Below are 21,571 nucleotides of genomic sequence, written 5' to 3' on the forward strand. Positions count from 1 at the left end.
GGTCATCGTGGAAGGGATCGCTTATTGCACGCAACTTGCTAGCGACCGATCGTCATTTCATTGCAGGAAAGCCCTATGAACAAACTGGATACTGCACTACTCAATATCCTGATCAAGGATGGCAGGACGTCATTCGCTGACATTGCGCGCCAGCTCAATGTGTCCCGGGCGTATGCCCGCACCCGTGTCCAGGCGTTGGTGGATGCCGGCGTGATCGAACAGTTCACCGCGGTGGTCAACCCCGAGAAGCTGGGCAAGGTCATCTCCACCTTTATAGACCTCAAGGTTGCGCCACAGGCCATTGACGCTATTGCGGAGGATCTTGCAGCCCGGCCCGAGGTGGTGAGCCTCTACATCATGACGGACTTGAAGAGCCTGCATATCCACACCCTCACGGACAGCTACGATACCTTCAATGCCTTCGCCAACGCCTACCTGTTCTCCCGTCCGGAGATTCTTTCGGTGGAATCCACGGCATTGCTAAAACGCGTCAAACACCGCCGGGGCGGCGCCCGTCTCTAGCGTGAACTCTTTCTGCGCTCAAACCCGCTCCAACCAAGGGCAAGAGCGCCGTTGCAGTGCACAGTAAACAAACGACGCGGAAAAGGTCGATTTACTAACGAATGTAAATCGTCGTGCCGAATGCAAAGGCAAATGCTTACAACTGGATGCAATCGGCCTTCCTAAACGCCATATGTGAACCTTATCCTTTCCAATTTGTGCCTCTTTTGAAGACACAGACGCATTCCTGCCGCCCCTCCACAAACCGCAGAAATACCATTATAAAACAGTTTCTTATGGCACATCTCAAGCTTGGCACAGAGCCTGCTCAGGGTCCCTTACACATGGCGGTCATCATTCACCGTCGGGCAACCTGCTACAGGAGTCTTTGCTATGAGCATGAATCGACGTAAGTTTCTGGGGGCTGCACTGGCTTCGACCACCGCTGGCGCTACGCTGGCCGCACCGGCCCTGGTTCGGGCCCAGGAATCCAAAAGCTTCAACTTCAAGATGACCAATGCCTACCCACCGGGCTCGCCATTCTATGTTCAGGGGCCGGGTAGTCCGACGGACTTCTGCAACAAGGTGAAGGCGATGTCCGGCGGGCGGTTGAATATCTCCCACTTCGCTGCAGGCGAGCTCATTCCGGCGCTTGAGGGTTTCAATGCCGTTGCCCAGGGCACCGTCGAGATGAACGCCGCCAACGCCTATTTTTGGGCCGGCAATATCCCTGCGGCGCAGTTCTTCACGACCGTACCATTCGGCATGAATACCCAGGGCATGATGGCCTGGCTCTACCAGGGCGACGGTCTGAAGCTCTGGCACGAACTGTATGAGCCCCACGGACTGATTGCATTTCCCATGGGCAACACCGGTGTGCAGATGACCGGCTGGTTCCGCGAACCGATTGAAAGCGTGAAGGACCTCGACGGCCTGAAGATGCGTATTCCCGGTCTCGCCGGCAAGGTCTACAGCGAACTGGGCGTTTCCGTGCGCCTGCTTCCGGGGGGTGAGATTTTCCCCGCCCTTGAGCGTGGCGTCATTGATGCCGCCGAGTTCGTCGGACCGTTCCAGGATCGCCGACTGGGACTGCACAACGCCGCCAAGTATTACTACACCACCGGTTGGCACGAGCCCACCAACGTCACCGAACTGCTCATCAACAAGGAGGTCTGGGACAGCCTACCCAAGGATCTGCAGATGATGATCCAGATGGCCGCGCAAGCGTCGGTGCTGGAAAGCCTCTCATGGTCGGAAGCGAACAACGCAGATGCCCTGAAGGACCTGGTGGAGAATGAGGGCGTCATCGCGCAACCGCTGCCGGAACCGATCGTCTCGCGCCTTAAGGAAGTCACCGACGACACCCTGGCATCCATGGCCAACGCCGACCCGCAAATGAAGAAGGTCTACGACTCCTATATGACCTTCAAGAAGAAACATGCGTCCTGGGCGGCCCTAAGCGAAAAGCCGCTGCTCAACCTGTGACGGTGGCCACCATGAAGTCTGTGGTACACCGCCTGGAATGGCTGGTCGAATCCCTTGGGGGCCTGGCTCGCCTGTGCATCCTGGCCCTGGTGTTGCTGGTCGCCACCAACGTCATCCTGCGCTACCTGTTCTCCATTGGGCCGGTAGCATTGCAGGAACTGGAATGGCACCTGGTCTCGCCCATCGCGTTGCTGGGCCTGTCCTATTCCATGAAGCATCGGGCTGACGTGCGCATCGACTTCCTCTATGAACGCTTTCCAGCGCGCCTGTGCGCCGCCTCCGACCTCATCGCCGCGCTCCTGACCGTCGCCGTTGGCGCTATCATCGCCTGGCTTTCGTTGGCCTACGTGAACCAGGCCTACAACCTCAACGAAGGCTCGCCCGACCCGGGCGGCCTGCCGATGCGCTACCTGTTGAAGGCGTTTATTCCCTTGGGCTTCCTGTTGCTGGTTATTCAGGGGATTGCGGATTCGCTGCGGGCCATTGCACGGATCCACGACCCGGCGACCGACCTCGCCCCCGAAAACAAGCTATCGACTGAGACCTCTGCATGATTGCGCATGAATGGATCGTCCTGGGCATGATCGCCGGTTTCCTGGGACTGATGCTGATCGGTATTCCCGTGGCCATTTCCCTGGCCGTTTCAGGTTTCGTCGCCGGCTACCTGGGTTTTGGCACAACCCTTTTCAGCCTGATGCCGGCCCGCCTCTATGGCGTGGTTACCAATTACACCCTGCTCGCCATTCCGCTATTCGTCTTTATGGGCGTGATGCTGGAGAAGTCCAAAGTCGCCGAGAACATGCTGGAAACCATCGGCAAGGCGATGGGCGGACTTAACGGCGGCATGGGCCTGGCGATTATCCTCGTTGGCGTGCTGATGGGGGCATCGACGGGCATCGTTGGCGCCACTGTGGTGACCGTTGGCCTGCTTACGCTGCCCGCCCTGATGCGCAGGGGCTATTCGAACAGCGTGTCCTGCGGCGTGATTTGCTCGTCCGGCACCCTGGGGCAGATCATTCCACCCAGTCTGGTGTTGATCCTGCTATCCGATATCGTTGGCGAATCGGTGGGAGCGCTGTTCGCGGCTGCCTTCATTCCAGGCCTGGTGCTCGCCTTGATCTATATGGCCTACCTGCTTGTCCTGGGCGTGATCAAACCAGAAACAGTGCCCGCCATTCCCGCCAGCGAAAGAGATGATATCGACGGCACGACCCTGGCCAAGAAGCTGGCTGCCGATGTCTTCCCGCCACTCATGCTGGTGATCGCCGTACTGGGGTCGATCGTTGGCGGCATCGCAGCCCCAACCGAAGCAGCCTCAATGGGTGCCCTGGGCGCGCTTATCATTGCGCTGGCAACCCGTCGACTGAACTGGCCCCTGATGAAGGAAACCTTGCACGGCACGCTCGTGATCACCGCCATGGTTTTCTTCATTCTGTTGTGCGCCCAGCCGTTCTCGCTTTCGTTTCGCGGACTTGGGGGCGAGCAGATGGTGCATACCCTGTTCGAGATGCTGCCCGGAGGCGAGTTCGGCGCCATCCTATTCCTGATGGCCCTGCTTTTCGTGCTGGGTTTCTTCCTGGAGTGGATCGAAATCTCCTATATCGCACTGCCCATGTTCCTGCCGGTTTTCATGAACTACGGCACCGATATGGTGTGGCTCGCCATCATGGTCGCCATGAACCTGCAGATGTCGTTCCTGACGCCGCCGTTTGGCTGGGCCCTGTTCTTCCTTAAAGGTGTAGCGCCGCCGGGAATTACGACTAAAGATATCTACCTCGGTGCCATACCTTTCGTCCTACTCCAGGCCCTGGCGCTGGTGGTGCTGTTCCAGTTCCCTGCGCTGGTCACCTGGCTGCCGGACACCATTGGCTGGTAACACCTGAAAGGGATTTCACCATATGGAACTATTTGCTGACTACTCCGCCGGATGGCTACTGGGGCTCGCCCTCTCGCTGATGGTGACCGGCATCATCGCCGGCCTTATGGCGGGTTTACTGGGTGTGGGCGGTGGGATCGTCATCGTTCCCGTGCTCTACCATCTCTTCACGTTGCTGGGTATCGACGAGGCCGTGCGCATGCATGTCGCCGTGGGTACATCGCTGGCGACCATTATTCCCACCTCGATCATGTCCGCACGCTCCCACCATAAGCGGGGCAGCCTTGATGCCGGCTTGCTGGAGAAACTCATTCCGGGTGTTATCACAGGCGTGGTGCTCGGCTCCATCATCAGCCTTTACGCGACCGGTACCGCGCTGACTGCGGTATTTGCAACGGTGGCATTCCTTGTCGCTCTCAACATGGCGTTCAGGAAAGATGGTTTCAGCCTGCGGGAGGGGCTACCCGGTAAAACCGGCACCGGGATCATCGGCGTCTTTATCGGTGGTATTTCCACCCTGATGGGCATTGGTGGCGGAACACTGAGTGTTCCAATACTCAGCGCCTTCAATACACCCATGCGCACGGCGGTTGGTACCGGCGCGGCATTGGGCCTGGTGATAAGCCTGCCGGGTGCGGCCGCATTCATGTTCAACGGCTTGGGTGAGGGTGGCCGCCCCCCGCTGTCACTGGGTTATGTCAACCTGGTCGGCCTGGCTCTGATCGTTCCGGCAACCATCCTGATGGCCCCGCGAGGCGCGCAGATGGCTCACGCGATCAATCCTACCCGCCTACGCCAACTCTTTGCCCTGTTCCTCATGTTCACATCGCTACGGATGTTCTACGGGCTATTGAGTTAGCCGTAGTCGCCGGTACTTTCCAGGAGACTATATCCATGCTGAAAACCGTCTATTCCGCGAAAGGCATGATGGTCGCGCCACATCACCTGGCGGCCCAGGCTGGACGGGATATCCTCCGAGAAGGGGGAAACGCAGTGGAGGCAATGGTAGCAGCCGCTGCAACCATCGCCACCGTATATCCTCACATGAACTCCATCGGCGGTGACGGATTCTGGTTAATCCATGAACCCGGCAAGGCGCCGGTTGCCATCGACGCGTGCGGGCGCGCCGCCAAAGCGGCGACTCTCGACTTCTACTCTGGGCACAAACATATCCCCAGCCGCGGCCCCATGGCTGCCCTGACCTGCGCGGGAACCGTCAGCGGGTGGCAACAGGCCCTGGACGTCGCCCGGGCCTGGGGTCATTCCCTTCCTCTGGCGAGATTGCTCGAACCGGCGACCGCCCACGCCCGGGAGGGCATCGTCGTCACGGAAAGCCAGGCAAACCTTACCCATTCAAAACGGGACCAGCTCGAGTCTGTGCCAGGCTTCGCCGATGTCTTTATGCCCGCCGGCGAGGTACCCCAACCCGGCACCTTGCTACGGCAGGGTGCCCTGGCAAACACCCTGGAGCAATTGGCCCGGGCAGGACTCGATGACTTCTACCGGGGGGAACTCGCCCGGGCCATGGGGGAGGAATTGGCGCGCCTGGGCAGTCCGATTACGGCGGCCGATCTCAACGAGCATCGCGCCATGCTGGTGCAGCCACTGCAGGTCCAGCTCCCCGGTGTGAAGATCTATAACCTGCCACCGCCCACCCAAGGCCTGGCTTCGCTAATTATTCTTGGTGTGTTCGAAAAACTGGGCGTCGAGGCATCCGAAGACTTCGACTTCGTTCATGGTCTCGTTGAATCCACCAAGCAGGCTTTCCGCGTGCGTGACCGCGTCGTCACCGACCCGGACCGTGTGCCGGAATCTCCGCAGAACTTCCTCACGGACGCGGCGCTTGCCGCAATGGCTGGCAACATAGACACCGTTAACGCTCAGCCCTGGCCCGACCCCGCCAGCCCCGGCGACACCATCTGGATGGGGTGTATCGACGGTGAAGGACGGGCCGTGAGCTTTATCCAGAGTATCTATTGGGAATTCGGCTCTGGCGTGGTCCTGAAGGATACCGGCGTCAACTGGCAAAACCGCGGTATCAGCTTCTCGCTCGAACCAACCGCCCTGCAAGCCCTGGAACCCGGCCGCAAGCCCTTCCATACCCTGAACCCGGCGCTTGCCCTGTTCGATGACGGCCGCACCATGAGCTACGGCACCATGGGTGGCGAGGGTCAGCCCCAGACGCAGGCTATGATCTTCAGCCGCTACGGTTTGTACAACCAGCCGCTGCAACAGGCCGTCACCGCACCACGCTGGCTTCTGGGCCGCACCTGGGGCGATACCAGCACGACATTGAAACTGGAAAACCGCTTTCCTCGCGAACTCGTGGACAAACTCCGCAAGGCCGGGCATGAGGTCGAGGAGCTGGAAGAGGCCTTCAGCGACACCATGGGCCACGCGGGCGCATTGGTCCGCCGCGCCAACGGTATTATCGAAGGCGCTGCCGATCCGCGTAGCGACGGTACGGCGGCCGCACTCTAGATCAGTCACCGCTTACGCCTATGATAAGGACAGGGTCTTCCCGTCGATGCGATGCTTAGCCTCAGCATGCCAGGCAAGGATCCGGGATGGCACTCTCTTCCAGTGGCAAACAGACTATCGCAGTAATCGGTAGCGGTATGGCAGGCTTGGCGGCCGCCTACGGTTGCCGGCAGAATGGCCATGAGGTAACGGTCTTCGAGGCCGAGGACGGCCACGGCATGGACGCCCACTCCATGACGGTCGATGGCGGCATCGTCGATGTGCCGCTACGGGTGATGAGCCCGGATTTCTGGCCGGCCATGCTCTCTTTGGCCGATAGCGTCGGCGTCGAGACCTTCCGGGTCAGCACGCGGACATCCTGCAGTTGGCTCGATGGGACGACCTGGTTTCGCAGCGGCCGGCTGCCGGTTCTCGATTGGCCTTCCGTGGGCTCTGTGCGCTACCTCAACGGTCGCGCCCTGCGACTCACCCGGGGGCTGTTTCAATTGAGCCGGCTCACCCGGAAAATGCAGGATGCGGATAACGGGCTCACCCTGAGGGATGCGCTGAAGCAGCACCGACTCGATCCGCTGTTCTGGCGCGGCCTGATGCTGCCCGTGCTGACCACCATCTGCACCTGCGATGAAGACCATCTGCTGGCCTGGCCCGCAGCCCAGCTCCTACCCATGCTCGGAGGTATTCTCAACCAGGCCGACCTCTATCGCCTCAAGGGCGGGACATCAGCCCTGGTTGAACAACTGGCGAAAGATCTTACGCTCAAGGCCGGCAGTCCGGTTACCGAAGTTCGGGAAATGGATGGGGGCGTTCGGGTCCACAATGCACGAGGCGACGGAGGACTGTTCGACCGGGCCATCCTCGCAACCCAGGCCAACGCGCTGGAGTACCTGGACGCCACCCGGTTTGCGGAAGAGCGACGGGTGCTGAGCGATATCCATTTCGCCTCCGGCGAACTGTGGGTGCATCGCGACAAACGCTTCATGCCGGCGAGCCGTACCGACTGGACGGCACTCAATTTCCAGATGGACCGGGCACTGGAAAAGCCGATGTTCACCGTATGGGTGAATGCAGTGGAACCGACCATGGCGCATCAGGCTCCGGTCTTCCAGACCTGGAATCCCCTTTACGAACCAAAAGCCGATAAAGTACTGGCGCGGGTCCCGCTACAACGAGCCGTCGTCCATGCGGGCACCGCCCAGGTACACGACAAGCTCCAGCAATGGCATCGCCAGCCGGATCGCAAGGTGTTCTTCTGCGGCTCCTGGGCCTACGAGGGCGTGCCTTTACTCGAATCGGCGGTGCGATCCGCACAAGTCGTCGTGGACCTTATCGGCAAGGCCGGCAAGGCCATGCCCGCTTGATTCGTCCGTTCATTTCCCCGACATTAGATAAAACTCTCCAAATGACGGTCCGATGAAAGATTTCTGCCGAAAACTGTTTCGTCCCCTGCTCGATTTCTTCGATTCCGGGGAAATCCCTCAAGGTTATCGCCCCTCCCATCGCAAGATACTGCTGGCTATGGGCGCGCTGTTCTTCACGCTGTCAGCGGCGTCACTGTTCTTTGCCCTGCTGGTCGGCTCCGTGGGGGCTCTGATCCCGATCCTGTTTTTCCTTGCCGTCAGTGTGGTTTGCGGCGTGATCGGCTGGCTGGGCAGTGACGGCGCGGTGGCGAGGATCTGGGGGATCAAGTAAGTCATTCCGGAAGCACTCAAGGAGACCACGTCATGAATACACGGATGAAGACGATTGCTTTCGGCACGTTGTTCGCCGCTTCGACATTGAGCTACGGTGAGGCCCAGTTCCTGGATATACCTTCGGCGGACATTCCGGACGCCGTGAAGCTCTCCAACAGTCTCGACGCCGTAATGGAAGACGCCTCAGCCTGCCGGCAGGACGGGCTTGAGCTTGCAAACTGTCTGTGCGGAAAACCCTCTATTGGACGCATGAGCAGAACTTACGAAACCGTGATCGAAAAACATCCCTCATGGGCGGGCAAGACCTTGCGTTTCGAAGCAGAGAACAAGAGTCATGCGATCCAGCTGCCTACGTTCAGGAGGGAGCTCGAACGCCTGGGTGAAGCCTGTGGTTAGGGCATAGCGCGCACGAAGACACCCGCATCGCCTCGTAGGCGAATGCGGGTGCTCTGATTTGCGGCCGGAGAAAAGGCCTGGATCAAGCGGAGCCTGTTAGTGGTTGTAAAGCCACTCGCCGGGTTCCAGTACCCTGTTATTTATCCGAATCTCCGCGATATCGCCAGCGAACAGGTTCCCCGGGTTTCCCTCCCAGCTGTTGATACCAATCGACCAGGGCTGACCCGGCTCGACCAGGAGCCCGTGCTGCTCATCAACACCGGTACGCATAACCAGAGAACCATCCACATACATTTGCACCCGTTCTCCGTCATTGACCAGGGCAATGTGGTACCAATAGCTACTGGCGACTTCCCATGACCAGTTGTCCTCCCCTTTGCCATTCTGGGAGGTGCTAACCCACTGGAACTCCTTCAGCGACGAAACGTTCAGTCCCAACGCAGCATCACTACCGGCGCAACTCACCGAATGGTAATTACATACCTGGGTAATCTGGGGACGATGGTTCAGGATACCGGACCACTGGTTCTCGGCGGGGGTCCAGTCTCCAGGCAATCTTACGATCGCTTCAATGGTGTATTGGGGCAGGTAGCCGGGATTGCCGGAATCGCTGGTTTCAAAGATAAGTCCGGGCGCATCCGTTGTCAGGTAATAGCCCCCGATATCGTTATTTCCCAGGAAGGTTGAAGCACCTTTGGCGTAACCGAAAGGCGGCGCTTCGCTGCCGATCCGGAAGAAGGCAGACCGGTCACCAACAGGTGAGTTGTGCGGCACAAGCGTCAGGTCGTTGCCCTTGCCCGAAGCGTCAAGGAAGCGGACTTCGCCCGATGTGCTCGTAATGCGGTGTGCATCATCCAGGATCCAGTACGCCTCGGTACCTTCGATATTACCCGGGGCATCACCGGTAGCCGCTTCGTTAAAGCTTTTGAAACGGGCACTGAAGTCCAGTGGCACACTGAACACCCAGCGGGATAGCTCATCCTGGGGTTGGCGCTGGTCTTCAGGAATAGCGGCAACCCAGGGTGAGAACGAGCGGAAGTCGAGTTCGTCGTTTGCGTAGTCGAAATCGACGAGCTGCAACATGCCATTGCCGCCCCAGAATCCTGACTGGTAGTCCACCACGACCATGACCACGTCGCGACCGTAATCATTCTTCGCCACCATCATGGCCTCGCCGTGGTGATGGCCGTTAAACGTGAGAAAGATCTGGTCGTTGGACCGAATAAGCTGCTCCCACAGCATGGCACCGTGTTCAGTAAAAATCGCCGTCTCGCCATCACCGGCGATATTCAGCAGTTGGTGGGTCGTCAGTATTACCGGTAGTTCCGGATGCGCATCCAGTACCGACTGCGCCCAGTTCACCGTTTGCTCGGACACACGCCAGTCCAGGGCGAGTACGAGGTACGCCTGCCCTTCAGTCTGGAAAATATGGTAGCTGTTGAAGCCGGTGCTATCGGCGCCCCTGAACGTTGTAAAGTTTCCCGCCTGCAAAGAGGCCGGGAAATGCTGGAGAAAGGGTTCACTGGAAAGATCCCGCTCATCGTCGGCCTGACCGCTATTCAATACGTCATGATTACCTGCGAGGACGCTGTATGGCGTTTCAGCACTGGCTTCGAGGATTTCCATCGCCTGGCGGGCAGCCACCCATTCGTTGGGTTCTCCGGCGCGATCGACGACATCGCCCAGGTGAACGGTAAACTTGATGTTCTGCTCTTTGTAGTGGTCAGCTATCCATTGCGTCTGCACGGTATAGCGTTCTGGCGAGTAACGAGCGTACTTTTGCGTATCCGGCACAATTGCCAGTGTAAAGGTGGGCAAGACATTGCCGGCATCCTCGCCTGGATTCTCGGGCGGCGCGGCCTCATCCGGGTCTGAATCGCTATCGCTGCCACAGGCAGCGAGAAGAAAGGTCAAACAGAGGACCATCCAGATAGAACACCACCCGGATCGTTTACCGATACTCATGATGCTACTGCTCCTTAATGAACGAACGAGAGCATCACGTTAGAGAGGCCAAGTGTCTGGAGGGTGACTGAAGTGTGTACTTTATCTTTTATTTTTATGACAAGACTGACCTATAGATCAAGCAGGCATAATGCGGCGTCCCTGCCACACTATTGAAGCGCATTAGAGTCTGAAGCGCCCGACGTCCGCGTGTACTCGACCACCCACGTCCCGCAGACGATTGGCGGCCCGGCTTGCGACCTCGCTCTCTGCCGCCATTTCATCGCCAACTTCGCGAATGGTCTCGGTGTTTCGATTGATTTCCACCGTCACGGACGCCTGCTCTTCCGCCGCGGCGGCAATCTGGGCCGCCATATCGTTGATGTGAGTGATCGCATCCGAAATCTGGACCAGGCTGCGACTCGCCTCTTCGGCATCCGTAACGCTTTGGGACGCTATCTTCGCGCCTTTTTCCATCGACGTTACGGCTCGACCGGTAGCGCTTTGGAGTGCCTCGATCATATTCTCTATTTCTTTCGTCGATTCGTGGGTACGGCGGGAAAGAACACGGACCTCATCGGCCACCACCGCAAACCCGCGTCCGTGCTCCCCAGCCCGGGCCGCTTCGATGGCAGCGTTAAGCGCCAGAAGGTTGGTCTGCTCCGCAATACCGGTAATAGTGGACAGGATGGAGTTGATATTCTGGGCATGCTGACTCAGCTCAGAGATGATATCGCTGGCATCACCGACTTCCCGCGCAAGGTTTTCGATAGAGTGGCGGCTCTGCTCCACCTGCGCACGCCCCGAGTCGCTCAGGGTAACGGTCTGCTGGGCGGAATCGGCAGTCAGTTCCGCATTGGATGCGATCTCCTGGGTCGCAGATGCCATCTCGGTCACGGCCGTGGCCACCTTATCGATTTCGCTCTTATGACGCTGGACACGATCGTGCTGCGCATTGGCCGACGATGCGGATTGGTCGGCCTGCTCCATCAACTCTCCCGAGGCCTTGCTCAGACGCGAGATAATGCCATGCAGCTGCTCGACGAAGCGGTTGAAACTACCCGCCAGCTGACCGATTTCGTCGCGACTATCCACTGCCAGGCGCTTGGTCAGGTCGCCGTCGCCGCTGGCAATTTCGTCGAGACTACGGGTAATACCCTCCAGCCCACGGAACAGAACCTTGAACAGCATCAGGAGAATGACGATCGCCACAATCACGACCACAGTCGCAGCGCCCAACTGGATAAACAGTTGATCCCGTACGGGCGCCATCAATGTGGCCTCGTCCATGATCAATACCAGCACCCAGTTCGTACCCGGGATGTCGACGGCAAAGAGCAAACTGTCTTCGCCATTGATTTTCGCCTGATGCAGCTCATCCTCCGCCACCAGTTTCTCCAGTGTCTGGAGCTCGAACAGTTCGGAGAATTCAGAGCCCGGCTTACGCTGCCAATCGGGATCAGGGTGTGCGACGAGCTGATCACTCTTATCGATCAGGACCGCGTAGCCGTCTCCCGGGACATCGAGTTCATTGACGTTCTGCGTAAGCGTATCCAGGGTAAGGTTACCCCCGACGACGCCGATAATATCTCCATTCCGACGCACGGGCTCGGCAAGAGTGACCACGTAGTCACCGGTACTTTTCGAAGTGAATGGCGTAGTCAGGAAACTCCCCTGGTTGGCCATCGCGCCTTTGTACCAGCTCCTTACCCGCGGGTCATACCCTTCGACGGTTATGGTGGGATCGCTCCGGAGCATCTCGCCTTCTTCGGTGCCGTAGTAGACGATGGAGAAAGCCAGTCCCTGGTTCACCAGATCGAGGAACTTGTAAGGCTCGATGTCAGGATTCTGCGGAATCACTTGGGCGACCTGTTTGAGGGAATTGCGACGGTCTTCCATCCAATTGCTGACATTGGTCGCGAAAGCCGTGGCAAAGAGATCGACATCCCGGTCCAGCGTCTCGTCGATATTGCTCCGCAGACTTGAGAGGCTGAGCCATAACATGGCAGTCGTGAGCACTACGAGACAGAGCATGGAGGTCAATAGAAGCTTGGAGCGGAGAGACCAGTTTTTCATCATTGTTCGAGCCTTAACGCCGTTTTCAAACCCAAAGGGGACACGCGAAACACATGGATTATATCGGCCAAAATATCGACAACTTGAGTGCAAAAACAAAACAATACGAAGTCGAACAAAAGAGACATTGGCTTACATAACCCGCGATTTGCACCAGGCCCATTCGTCAAAAACGTGCTAGGTTAAAAAGACAGTCGTCCGTATCTAACCAGGACGCGCTGGAGCCGAGGAGACGCAATGGCAGCACTTTCACGTGGCGCGCAGCATTACATCCTCCAGCTGATCCCCAGCCTGCTGAACGACATCGGACGCCTGGGGTTGAAGCAGGTTATCGCTCGCTCCGACCTGGGTGAGCGGGACATCACCTCTCTCTACTTCGAAGTCAAATCCATCGCTCAATTACTTCCGGACGACCCACTCCAGGTCGACCCGGCCATCTGGGGAGAACTGGTCCACTGCATACGTCTCATGCAGTTGCTGATCAACGAAGCCGCTGGCGACGATCTGGTCCGGGCGCGGCGCAGGGCGATCAACAAGTTCCTGCCCCGGGCGCGACAATGCCTGAAGAGCGAATTCGAGAAACGTCGGCAGCAAGGCAACGTGGATTTCCGGCTGGCGGGCATCGTCCGAACCCAAATGGGTGGGGAACGCGCTGAGGAAACCTGCATGGAAGCGCTGCGCCTGGAGCGGCAGCGACGCTTCGATAGCGCGATGACGATCGCCATAGTCGGGCTGAACTGGCATCAGGCGGTCATTGTTCAGGACGCCAAGACCTGCGTGCGGCAACAGATGGCTTCGCCGCCCGACGACTTTGGTGTGGTGGACCTGTTGGTCAGCCTCATGGACCTGCTACGCGTGATGCTGGACCGGGAAAGCGCAGGAAAACCGCCCGATGTCGAAGTCGAAACCGTGGTGCTGAGTCTGGGCAATATGCTCTATCGGCAGGAACTCGGGCTGGACCGGCAAGCACACGCCCAGTCTCAACAGGTAGGTTGATGAACGCCCGCCCTGTTTGGTCAGGTTTTCGACTACAAACCCGTATATCTCCGACACACTACTTAACTTTAGTTACTACTCCTCTGGCCGTTAATCAGAATATGCACTGCTCTATAGGCAGCACTCCCGATTAACTCTGGTACCGGAGTTGCCCATCCATGTCTGTGAACAAGAAGTTCCTACTTGCCGTCACACTGATGATCTCGCTTCTCGTCGTGATTGGCGCCAGCTTTACCATCGTATCCCAGGACCATGCCCTGACAAATGATGCGGAAGCCAAGGCCCAAAGTGCGAGCGAACGGGTGATCCGCCTGTTGTCGGTGACCGATTCAATCATGTCCGAGCGGGTACGCAGCAGCATGAAGGTCCTGATCAAGCGGGGCACCGAAGTCGGGACACCCGGGCTCGGTAGCAGGACCCAGGTTGGTGAACGGTCCGTGCCGGACCTGCTTCTGGGCGAGGAATCCCAGTCAAACCGCTACGGGCTCGTGGATGCACTGACGGCCGACATGGGCGGCACCGCCACCCTGTTTGTCTACGACGGCAAGGATTACGTGAGGGTATCCACCAATGTGAAGAAGGAAGGCAAGCGCGCAACCGGTACGATCCTCAATCCGGACGGTGCCGCCTTCCAGGCAATCAGCGACCGCACTGCGTTCTACGGTCAGGTGGATATCCTTGGCAACCCTTATCTGACCGGCTATGCGCCCATGCAGGACGCCGCCGGCAAGGTGGTCGGCATCTGGTACGTCGGCTATTCCGCTGACATGTCCGTGTTGGCCGAAGAGATCGCCAAAGCTCAGGTCTTCGAGAACGGGTTCACCGCGTTGGTGGACAACAGGGGCCGTATCCGGATGCACTCATCGAACCAGTCCCAGGAAGCGGTGGAGGCTGCCCTGGCCAGCAATGACGGGTCATGGGTGACTTTCGAAACTCCCTTCAAACCCTGGGGCTACAAAGTCGTGACGGCTTACTCTGATGACGAGTTGACGGCCATGATCACCTCGGCCTCGGTGAAGACGGCGCTGATGATCGCCGGTGTTGGCCTGTTGATCATCCTTGCAGTGGCGGCGTTGGTTAAGGCGGTTATCACCAAGCCCATGAGCCGCATGATCGCCGCGGTAAATGACATCGCCGACGGTGAGGGTGATCTGACGGTGCGTTTCAATTCCAGCAGCCGGGACGAGTTTGGCCAAATGGCCAACGGCTTTGACAAGCTCCTGGCGAAAGTCCAGGCAACGATTCGCGAGGTGGGCGAATCCTCCCGGGAGTTGCTGAATTCGGCCCACGAGTTGGTCGGCGTGGCCGAGCGCTCCAGTAAGTCCATCAGCCAGCAGACCCGGGATACCGAGCATGTGGCTGCCTCGATGCATGAGATGTCACTGACGGCACAGAACGTGGCAGAAAGTGCATCCGTCGCTGAGGAGGCAGCCAAGAGCGCAGAAACCCAGGCTCGTTCCGGGCATTCACTACTACACGAAACGATCGAGATGATCGAGCAGCAGGCGGAGAGTATTGCCGACTGCGCCAAATCGGTCTCAGAGCTCGACGCACACAGCGAAGCGATCAGCGGGGTGCTGGATGTCATTCACGGCATCGCGGAACAGACTAACCTGCTGGCCCTGAATGCCGCCATTGAGGCCGCACGGGCGGGCGAACATGGCCGTGGATTCGCAGTGGTTTCCGATGAGGTGCGTATGCTGGCCACTCGCACCCAGAACTCTATCGACGATATCCGCGCACAGATCGAGCGGCTGCAGAAAGGCTCAAAGGACACCTCTCGCCAGATGGAGTCCAACCAGGCTCTGTCCCAATCGGTCTCGGCCAAGGCCAAGGAATCCGGCGACGCTATCAACCAGGTGCGCGACGCAGTCAGCCGAATCTCTGAGCGGAACACGGACATCGCCAGCGCGGCCGAAGAGCAGAGTCAGGTGTCCGATGAGATCAACACCACACTCGACCGCATCCACGCCAACGCCCAGGAGACATCCGCCCAGGCAGACCAGACCCGTGGGGCCAGCCAGGAATTGATTGGCCTGGCCGAGCGGCTACAGGCTCAGTTGGCGAACTACCGCGTTTGAGGATCGTAATGATGAAAGTTCGGGGGCGTATGCCGTGCGCACGCGCCCCGCATGGCCGGTTAAAGTCCCAGCTCATCCTTCACAGCAGGTAGGCCTGGCTCGCCATTGACGGTTTCGACGTCAGCCAGCCACTCTTCCAGCATCCCCGGATGCTGTTTGAGCCATTGCTGGGCCGCTTCGTCGGCATCTTCGCCACCGTTCAGGATCGCGCCCATGATCTCGCTTTCCATGTCGAGGGTGAACTCCAGGTTCTCCAGCAGTTCGCCAACGTTGGGGCAGGTTTCGGTGTAGCCGTTGCGGGTCAGCGTGTAGACCGTGGCGCCGCCGTAATTCGGACCGAAATACTCATCACCGCCGGAAAGGTAAGCCAGATCCTGCTGCAGGTTCATCGGGTGGGGTTCCCAGGCCAGGAAGACGACGAATTCGTCGCGACGCGCCGCACGGTTGACTTGACTGAGCATGCCCTGCTCGCTGGACTCGATCAGCTTCCAGTCACCCAGGCCGAAGTCGTCGGCATCGATCATCTTCTGGATCAGGTTGTTGGCCGGCGCGCCCGGTTCAATGCCATAGATGCGCTTGTCGAACTTCTCCGCGTGCTTGTCGAGGTCCGCGAAGCTGGAGACACCCGCGTCGTTCACATACTGCGGCACGGCCAGGGTGAACTTTGCGCCTTCCAGGTTGGCCCGGATACGCTCGTAGCCGCCCTCGTACTGGTCGGCGAATTTCTGCTGCGCCGGCATCCAGTTGCCCATGAAGACATCGATATCGTTGTTCTGCAGGGAGCGGAAACCGATGGGGACCGACAGCAGATCGATGCTGGTGTCATACCCCAGCCCTTCGAGCAGGGTGGTGGTAATGGCGTTGGTGACATTGATATCGGTCCAGCCCGGATCACTAAAGCGTACCGTCTGGCATTCTTCCGGTACGGCGGCCTGTGCGCTGGCCACGCCCGTGACCAGGCTTACCGCCAACGCCACCTGTTTTAGCGCGCGCATTCGATGCTGCATGTGAGTCTCTCCTTTTTTCTCGTATTGGTATGCGTAATGACTAATCCGTCACCTGCGGGAAACGGGCCCGACGTTCAAGATCGCCCAGGTCCAGGGTGTTTCTCATGTATTGGGTACTGGCGTCCACCCAGGGTTGGTGATCCCAGGGCGTAATGCGTCCTTTCGACAGGGCGCTGGACACCAGCCGGCGGCGGCGCTGACTTTCCAGGACGTCCTGGTGGATGAGGTCCATGTCCCAGCGCTGGGCAGCCTCGGCCTGGAACTCCTTGAGCATAATGGCATGACTTTCCTGTTCCGCCAGGTTGTCCAGCTCCTGCGGGTCCTGCGCGAGGTTGTAGAGCTGATCAGGATCTGCCGGACAGTATACGTACTTGTAGTCGCCGCGCCGGATCATCATCACCGGTGTCACCGTACCCTCGCCCATGTACTCGCCGATGACTTCGTTATGGCCCCCATTGCCCATCAGGTGTGACATCAGGCTGCGCCCCTCAAGGGGCGTGGCGTAGTTTTCATGGGTACGACCTGCCCCTGCCCCCATTTCCACCAAGGTTGGCAGCAGGTCGAGGGTGGACACACTCTCTTTCACCCGGCCCGGTTTGAAACGATCCGGGGCGCTGACGATCATTGGGACCCGCGCGGACCATTCGAACCAGCTCATCTTGTACCAGAGATCGCGCTCACCCAGCATGTCGCCGTGATCGCCGGAGAAGACGACGATGGTGTTTTTATCCAGCCCTGTGTCCTTAAGGGTCTTCAGCAACCGGCCAACCTGGTCGTCGACATAGCTGATGGCGCCATAGTATGCCCGGCGCGCATTGCGAACCTGTTGCTCACTGATGTCAGTGGTGTCCGCCTGATAGGCCGCACGCAAACGTCTGGAATGAGGATCGCGCTGATTCTCGTCCAGGGTGACCGAGGGCAGTTCGATGTCCTCGTCGCGGTAGCGTTCCCAGTACTCCGCCGGAATCGCGTAGGGATCGTGGGGATGCGTCATGGATACGGTCAGGCAGAACGGCCGGGTATCGGTGCCGCGCGCATGATCATAGAGGTAGCGTTGGGCATGGAAGACCACCTCGTCGTCGAAATCCAGCTGGTTGGTGCGTACGCAGGGCCCGGCCTGGGTAACCGAGGACATGTCGTGGTACCAGGTGGGCCGTTTCTCAGGCTCGTCCCAGTTCACGGCCCAGCCAAAATCCGCCGGGTAGATGTCGCTGGTCAGGCGGTCCTCGAAGCCATGGAGCTGGTCCGGGCCGCAAAAGTGCATCTTGCCCGACAGCGCCGTGCGATAGCCGAGATCCCGCAAGTAATGGGCATAGGTCGGCACGTCTGCACGCAACTCGGCTGCATTGTCATAGGCGCCGATCTCGGAAGGCAGGCGCCCGGTCATCAGCACGAATCGCGACGGTGCGCACAGCGGGCTATTGCAGTACGCCGAATCGAAGACCACGCCGGTATCCGCCAAAGACTGCAGATGCGGCGCCTTGACGGGGGAGTCTCCGTAGAACGGAAGGACCGGCGCGGCCATCTGGTCAGCCATGATGAAGAGGATGTTGGGAGCGTCGGGAAAGTTGGGAAAGCCAGCAGACATAAGTGAGACCAATCTTTAGGCGGGTGCATTGCTATCAAGCCTGTTAATAGGCTTCATTCGAACCCACCCATGTTGCGCGGCTATCACATGACTGTAAACTGAGCATCCACTTATATGTTGCATTAGCTGAACTAATGGCCACTGTAGAACTTCCACCCCTGCCTATGCTGCAAGCCTTCGAGGCAGCAGCCCGACTGCACTCGTTCACCGCCGCTGCACGGGAGCTGGGCAGCACTCAATCCGCGGTCAGTCAGCACATCAAACGGTTGGAAGCAGACCTGGGTAGCCAATTATTCCACCGTATCCACCGAGGCGTGCGCCTGACCCGCGCCGGACAAAGCTTCTATCGTTCCGTCGCGGACGGGCTGGACCAATTGACCGACGGCTATAACCGTGCACGCCACCAATCCCGCAACGAGGTCATCAACGTCGCCACCGACTACGCCCTGGGTACTTACTGGATGCTGCCTCGGTTACGGCGGTTTCGCGCCGCGCATCCCAACGTGGATGTCCGCCTGGTGACCGGTCAGCAGCCGGTCACGCCCGACCAGGCGGACGTGGATATCGCCCTGCTGTTCGGTAACGGCTATGACATGGCTGCGCCGACGCGGCAGCTGTTCCAGGAAGCGGTGATCCCCGTTTGCAGCCCCGCCCTGCTGGAACGCTACGGTGCCTTCACCCGCATCCATCAGATCGCCCAACTGCCCCTGCTGCAGTTGGAGGCAGATTACGATGCCCATTGGTTCGATTGGCCCGAACTGTTTGCCACCCTGGGCATTGCCGCGTCGCCACGGGAGCCCGAGCTGATCTTCAATAACTACACGCTGCTGTTGCAGGCAGCGCTATCCGGCCAGGGTGTGGCTATCGGCTGGTCGCCGTTCGTCGAACCGTTGCTGGAGAGCGGCGCCCTCACCTCCCTGGTCGACGAGCCGGTGCGTTCGAGCAACGGCTACCAGATCGTCTTTCCCTCCAGTCAGGTGGTGGATCCGCTGGTCCTGGAATTTGTCGACTGGTTGATGGAGGAGGGACGACAAACTGCCGCAGAAAGGAGCAAAACTCGCGATGGGGAGCAAAAACCTGTGCGCTAAGATTAATTTTGCTTAAGGTTCAACCAGCCGATCGGTCAGCACCACAACGCCAACAAAAGATGACAGTTAGGCCACGCCAGGTTCACGGACAGTGATCTAACCCGATATTAACCGACGAAAAAGCCGACATACCTGCAGGAGAACGGTTTAAAGCGACAAGAATATTTCCCCGTCATTCATCAACATGCATAAACAACCTCCCACGGGCTCGCAGGATACGACCAGGTAGTCTCACCCCTCTGAAACGCGACACCCTTGCCCCCTTACCTGCAACTTACCGCGAAGTACAGCTCTCGCTTCTGTGAGGCCGCGCATTACAAGTTAGGCGACGAAATTAATTTTCCCTGAACGCTGTCTTACGCTCAGTGAGTAGTAGCCGTTGAAACGCAGTAGCAGTCAGAAAGGCCCCCGCATCCGGTTGAAGGCCGGTGGCGGGAGGAAAGGACTCACCGTTCCGGTGGCACTTGGTAGGACCAGTCCGCCGGTTCTGTAGGAGACGCTACCATGCAATGGAAAACTTCATTCGCAGCACTTTGCCTGTCCCTGGCGCCGGCCCTGGTGTCCGCCGATCCCGCACAGGGTGACAGACTCTTCACGCTGACCGGCTCCGGTTCAAGCGACACGGATTTCGACAACAACACCGCGGCGATCAGTTTTGACCTCGGCCAGTTCTACACGGAAAACGTGTTGCTGGGCCTGCGCCAAAGCGCCGGTTTCTCCGACACTGAGGCAGGCTCAAGTTGGAGTGGTGCCACTCGCGTGTTTGCCGACTACCACTTCGACAATGGCCAATGGCAACCGTTTGTGGGCGCCAACATTGGCGGGATCTACGGTGACGATACTGACGAGACGTTCTTTGCAGGTCCTGAAGGGGGCGTGAAGTACTACGTCAAACCCAAGACCTTTATCACGGCGCAAATCGAATATCAGGTGTTCTTCGACAGCGCCAGTGATGCCGAAGACAATTTCGACGACGGCGCCTGGGCGTACAGCGCGGGTATTGGCTTCAACTTTTAAACGGTTCAAGCCCCAGAAAGAAGCCAGGCAAGGCTCCCGGCAGTTTCGGAGCCTTGCCAAGGACGACGCGGAAACAGCCAGCACTCACAAAAACGGATAAACCACCCCGCCGTCAGCCAGGATCTGGTCGATGACCCGTAGCGTGGCCAAGGTCTCCGACCAGGGCATCACACGATTCTCGATTCGCCCCGCCCGGATATCATCCATAGAGGCTTCGATCTGGTACTCAAAGCCATTCGCCCTGTGTGGTCGCTCGAATACCTGCTCTTCCCCCTCGACAGGTTTCAATGTGGCCGTGGTCGCGCCTCAGTAGTGCTTTTCCATCTGAATGACACCGCCAGCACCCTCGATCTGGAAGATGTTCTCACGACGGGCCAGGAAGCTGCAGGTGAAGGTACTAACCCCGGCGCCATAGTCCAGCAGGGCTGCAGTACACACGTCCACTTCCGTTTCGCCCTTGAGCACGCTCGACTGGATGCGATCGGGACCGCGACCGAAGATGAAGTTGGACAGGTTCAGCGGATAAACGCCCATATCGAGCAGCACCCCGCCGGCCTGCTCGATATCCCAAAGTCGATCGTCCCGCTGGAACGGCACCCTGAAGCAGAAGTCGGCACTGATCGAATGGATCCGGCCAATAGCGCCGTCATCGATCCACTGCCGTGCCTGCTGCCAAGCCGGCAGGAAACGGGTCCATAGCGCCTCCATCAGGAAGACGTTGCGTTCCTTCGCCAATCGGAACAGAGCCTCTGCCTGGGCAGCATTGACGGTCAACGGCTTTTCGCACAGCACGGCTTTCCCTGCCTCCAGACAATGGCGGATGCAATCGGCATGAAAACGGTGCGGGTTGGCGATATAGATCGCATCCACGCCCGGATCATTGATGAGTTCGAAATAGCCCCCATAAACCCTGGGCGGCTCCCCGCTAGCGTGATGTTTATGGGCGAACTCCTCGCCTCGCGCGAGGTTGCGGCTGGCCACGGCATACAGCCGTGCACCTTCGACCACGCCGAGTGCCTCGGCGAAGTTGTGCGCAATACGGCCGGGCGCAATGATGCCCCAGCGAAAGGTGGATCCGTATGTCATCGGCTCGAGACTCCTGCGCGTATCGAGAACGCCTGAACAGTTGATTGAAGCGAAGTCCGGCAAGCAGGCACCGGTTATTAAATATTCAATTTCCAGAGTGCGAAATCGGCCAGGCGCCGGAATATGGCCAATGTGCGGCCCTCCGCTACAAACCAGCTGCCGTGCCGTCTGTTGAAGACTAATCCCATAGGAACATCCGGCTTGGCCAGACAACTGTCAACTTAAACGACAAATTACAATCCACTCAGGCATGTCATG

The 21,571-nt window shown here is 58.8% G+C and carries 19 protein-coding genes; 13 read left to right on the forward strand and 6 right to left on the reverse strand.

Annotation, left to right across the window (positions count from 1 at the left end; translation table 11 throughout):
- Positions 1-75 precede the first annotated feature (75 nt).
- The 9 genes from RE428_RS21105 (at position 76) to RE428_RS21145 (ending at position 8,430) form a co-directional block, all read left to right on the forward strand.
- Positions 76-522, forward strand: a complete 447-nt coding sequence (locus RE428_RS21105; protein WP_004580185.1) for an Lrp/AsnC family transcriptional regulator — start codon at positions 76-78, stop codon at positions 520-522.
- A gap of 372 nt (positions 523-894) precedes the next feature.
- Positions 895-1,986, forward strand: coding sequence for a TRAP transporter substrate-binding protein (locus RE428_RS21110; protein WP_004580184.1), 1,092 nt, complete (start codon positions 895-897; stop codon positions 1,984-1,986).
- 11 nt (positions 1,987-1,997) lie between these two features.
- Positions 1,998-2,540 carry a TRAP transporter small permease subunit gene (locus tag RE428_RS21115; RefSeq protein WP_004580183.1) on the forward strand — a complete coding sequence of 181 codons (543 nt, stop codon included), beginning with the start codon at positions 1,998-2,000 and terminating at the stop codon, positions 2,538-2,540.
- On the forward strand, positions 2,537-3,862 hold the full coding sequence (locus RE428_RS21120) for a TRAP transporter large permease (protein ID WP_004580182.1): 1,326 nt from the start codon (positions 2,537-2,539) through the stop codon (positions 3,860-3,862). The genes RE428_RS21115 and RE428_RS21120 overlap by 4 nt, the downstream gene beginning before the upstream one ends.
- Before the next feature lie 22 nt (positions 3,863-3,884).
- Complete coding sequence (locus RE428_RS21125; RefSeq protein WP_004580181.1) at positions 3,885-4,721, forward strand: sulfite exporter TauE/SafE family protein; 837 nt, start codon at positions 3,885-3,887, stop codon at positions 4,719-4,721.
- A 35-nt stretch (positions 4,722-4,756) separates the two neighbouring features.
- On the forward strand, positions 4,757-6,343 hold the full coding sequence (locus RE428_RS21130) for a gamma-glutamyltransferase family protein (protein ID WP_004580180.1): 1,587 nt from the start codon (positions 4,757-4,759) through the stop codon (positions 6,341-6,343).
- An 86-nt stretch (positions 6,344-6,429) separates the two neighbouring features.
- On the forward strand, positions 6,430-7,701 hold the full coding sequence (locus RE428_RS21135; protein ID WP_004580179.1) for an FAD-dependent oxidoreductase: 1,272 nt from the start codon (positions 6,430-6,432) through the stop codon (positions 7,699-7,701).
- A 52-nt stretch (positions 7,702-7,753) separates the two neighbouring features.
- Positions 7,754-8,032, forward strand: coding sequence for a hypothetical protein (locus tag RE428_RS21140; protein ID WP_004580178.1), 279 nt, complete (start codon positions 7,754-7,756; stop codon positions 8,030-8,032).
- 32 nt (positions 8,033-8,064) lie between these two features.
- Positions 8,065-8,430, forward strand: a complete 366-nt coding sequence (locus RE428_RS21145) for a hypothetical protein (protein WP_004580177.1) — start codon at positions 8,065-8,067, stop codon at positions 8,428-8,430.
- 96 nt (positions 8,431-8,526) lie between these two features.
- On the opposite strand, the gene RE428_RS21150 is transcribed toward RE428_RS21145, so the two are convergent.
- The gene (locus RE428_RS21150; protein WP_004580176.1) at positions 8,527-10,395 is read right to left on the reverse strand and encodes a LamG-like jellyroll fold domain-containing protein; all 1,869 of its coding nucleotides are present in this window, start codon (positions 10,393-10,395) and stop codon (positions 8,527-8,529) included.
- A gap of 162 nt (positions 10,396-10,557) precedes the next feature.
- Positions 10,558-12,453, reverse strand: coding sequence for a methyl-accepting chemotaxis protein (locus RE428_RS21155; RefSeq protein WP_004580175.1), 1,896 nt, complete (start codon positions 12,451-12,453; stop codon positions 10,558-10,560).
- Between the two features lie 234 nt (positions 12,454-12,687).
- Between RE428_RS21155 and RE428_RS21160 the strand changes: the two genes are divergently transcribed.
- Both RE428_RS21160 and RE428_RS21165 read left to right on the forward strand, forming a co-directional pair.
- The gene (locus RE428_RS21160; RefSeq protein WP_004580174.1) at positions 12,688-13,446 is read left to right on the forward strand and encodes a hypothetical protein; all 759 of its coding nucleotides are present in this window, start codon (positions 12,688-12,690) and stop codon (positions 13,444-13,446) included.
- A 158-nt stretch (positions 13,447-13,604) separates the two neighbouring features.
- Entirely contained in the window at positions 13,605-15,527 is a 1,923-nt protein-coding gene (locus RE428_RS21165) for a methyl-accepting chemotaxis protein (RefSeq protein WP_004580173.1), read from the forward strand.
- 59 nt (positions 15,528-15,586) lie between these two features.
- Here RE428_RS21165 and RE428_RS21170 read toward each other — a convergent pair whose 3' ends face one another.
- Together RE428_RS21170 and betC are read right to left on the reverse strand one after the other, a co-directional pair.
- A complete protein-coding gene (locus RE428_RS21170) occupies positions 15,587-16,522 on the reverse strand; it encodes a choline ABC transporter substrate-binding protein (RefSeq protein ID WP_040883092.1) in 936 nt (311 codons plus the stop codon).
- 52 nt (positions 16,523-16,574) lie between these two features.
- The gene (gene betC, locus RE428_RS21175; RefSeq protein ID WP_004580171.1) at positions 16,575-18,122 is read right to left on the reverse strand and encodes a choline-sulfatase; all 1,548 of its coding nucleotides are present in this window, start codon (positions 18,120-18,122) and stop codon (positions 16,575-16,577) included.
- 134 nt (positions 18,123-18,256) lie between these two features.
- On the opposite strand from betC, the gene RE428_RS21180 reads away from it, so the two are divergent.
- Both RE428_RS21180 and RE428_RS21185 read left to right on the forward strand, forming a co-directional pair.
- Complete coding sequence (locus tag RE428_RS21180; RefSeq protein WP_115840227.1) at positions 18,257-19,210, forward strand: choline sulfate utilization transcriptional regulator; 954 nt, start codon at positions 18,257-18,259, stop codon at positions 19,208-19,210.
- 504 nt (positions 19,211-19,714) lie between these two features.
- On the forward strand, positions 19,715-20,227 hold the full coding sequence (locus RE428_RS21185; RefSeq protein WP_004580169.1) for a hypothetical protein: 513 nt from the start codon (positions 19,715-19,717) through the stop codon (positions 20,225-20,227).
- A gap of 84 nt (positions 20,228-20,311) precedes the next feature.
- Here the strand turns inward: RE428_RS21185 and RE428_RS21190 are convergent, their stop codons facing one another.
- Both RE428_RS21190 and RE428_RS21195 read right to left on the reverse strand, forming a co-directional pair.
- Entirely contained in the window at positions 20,312-20,515 is a 204-nt protein-coding gene (locus tag RE428_RS21190) for a histidine phosphatase family protein (RefSeq protein ID WP_004580168.1), read from the reverse strand.
- Positions 20,516-20,533: 18 nt separating this feature from the next.
- Positions 20,534-21,313, reverse strand: coding sequence for a Gfo/Idh/MocA family protein (locus RE428_RS21195; protein ID WP_004580167.1), 780 nt, complete (start codon positions 21,311-21,313; stop codon positions 20,534-20,536).
- Between the last annotated feature and the right edge of the window lie 258 nt (positions 21,314-21,571).

The sequence above is a fragment of the Marinobacter nanhaiticus D15-8W genome (genome assembly GCF_036511935.1).
GTDB lineage: Bacteria > Pseudomonadota > Gammaproteobacteria > Pseudomonadales > Oleiphilaceae > Marinobacter_A > Marinobacter_A nanhaiticus.

Bases quoted from the DNA above. Each gene is read 5' to 3' on its own strand.
- RE428_RS21160 (WP_004580174.1), top strand. From the start codon at position 12,688: ATGGCAGCACTTTCACGTGGCGCGCAGCATTACATCCTCCAGCTGATC.
- RE428_RS21115 (WP_004580183.1), top strand. From the start codon at position 1,998: ATGAAGTCTGTGGTACACCGCCTGGAATGGCTGGTCGAATCCCTTGGG.
- RE428_RS21125 (WP_004580181.1), top strand. From the start codon at position 3,885: ATGGAACTATTTGCTGACTACTCCGCCGGATGGCTACTGGGGCTCGCC.
- RE428_RS21105 (WP_004580185.1), top strand. From the start codon at position 76: ATGAACAAACTGGATACTGCACTACTCAATATCCTGATCAAGGATGGC.
- RE428_RS21170 (WP_040883092.1), bottom strand. From the start codon at position 16,522: ATGCGCGCGCTAAAACAGGTGGCGTTGGCGGTAAGCCTGGTCACGGGC.
- RE428_RS21120 (WP_004580182.1), top strand. From the start codon at position 2,537: ATGATTGCGCATGAATGGATCGTCCTGGGCATGATCGCCGGTTTCCTG.
- RE428_RS21150 (WP_004580176.1), bottom strand. From the start codon at position 10,395: ATGAGTATCGGTAAACGATCCGGGTGGTGTTCTATCTGGATGGTCCTC.
- RE428_RS21140 (WP_004580178.1), top strand. From the start codon at position 7,754: ATGAAAGATTTCTGCCGAAAACTGTTTCGTCCCCTGCTCGATTTCTTC.
- RE428_RS21130 (WP_004580180.1), top strand. From the start codon at position 4,757: ATGCTGAAAACCGTCTATTCCGCGAAAGGCATGATGGTCGCGCCACAT.
- betC (WP_004580171.1), bottom strand. From the start codon at position 18,122: ATGTCTGCTGGCTTTCCCAACTTTCCCGACGCTCCCAACATCCTCTTC.
- RE428_RS21185 (WP_004580169.1), top strand. From the start codon at position 19,715: ATGCAATGGAAAACTTCATTCGCAGCACTTTGCCTGTCCCTGGCGCCG.
- RE428_RS21180 (WP_115840227.1), top strand. From the start codon at position 18,257: ATGGCCACTGTAGAACTTCCACCCCTGCCTATGCTGCAAGCCTTCGAG.
- RE428_RS21155 (WP_004580175.1), bottom strand. From the start codon at position 12,453: ATGATGAAAAACTGGTCTCTCCGCTCCAAGCTTCTATTGACCTCCATG.
- RE428_RS21135 (WP_004580179.1), top strand. From the start codon at position 6,430: ATGGCACTCTCTTCCAGTGGCAAACAGACTATCGCAGTAATCGGTAGC.
- RE428_RS21195 (WP_004580167.1), bottom strand. From the start codon at position 21,313: ATGACATACGGATCCACCTTTCGCTGGGGCATCATTGCGCCCGGCCGT.
- RE428_RS21165 (WP_004580173.1), top strand. From the start codon at position 13,605: ATGTCTGTGAACAAGAAGTTCCTACTTGCCGTCACACTGATGATCTCG.
- RE428_RS21110 (WP_004580184.1), top strand. From the start codon at position 895: ATGAGCATGAATCGACGTAAGTTTCTGGGGGCTGCACTGGCTTCGACC.
- RE428_RS21145 (WP_004580177.1), top strand. From the start codon at position 8,065: ATGAATACACGGATGAAGACGATTGCTTTCGGCACGTTGTTCGCCGCT.